1 tRNA gene is annotated in these 309 nt (G+C 47.6%); it reads right to left on the reverse strand.

The window, feature by feature from the left end:
* Positions 1–170: 170 nt before the first annotated feature.
* A tRNA-Glu gene (locus tag NP77_RS19155) sits at positions 171–245 on the reverse strand.
* Positions 246–309 lie beyond the last annotated feature (64 nt).

Raw genomic sequence — 309 nt, forward strand, 5'->3', positions numbered from 1 at the left:
TGAGAGACTCGAACGTGTCGCGTTTTTCATTCTTATTACGGAGAATGAAAACGACACGTCGTTTCAATTTTCAGCTTGTTCCGGATTGTTAAAGAGCAAATATCTCAAACATGACTCGTAAGTCATCTTTAAGATATGTGGGCAACACCTTTCACCTGTCACCAAGCAGGTGGCGTCCCCTAGGGGATTCGAACCCCTGTTGCCGCCGTGAAAGGGCGGAGTCCTAACCGCTAGACGAAGGGGACACGATTGTGTCACGACTTCGCAGCCGTCCTGCTCATTATTTTTTATCAGACAATCTGTGTGGAC

Origin of the sequence: Pantoea sp. MBLJ3 (assembly GCF_000816655.1) — a bacterium.
GTDB lineage: Bacteria > Pseudomonadota > Gammaproteobacteria > Enterobacterales > Enterobacteriaceae > Pantoea > Pantoea eucalypti.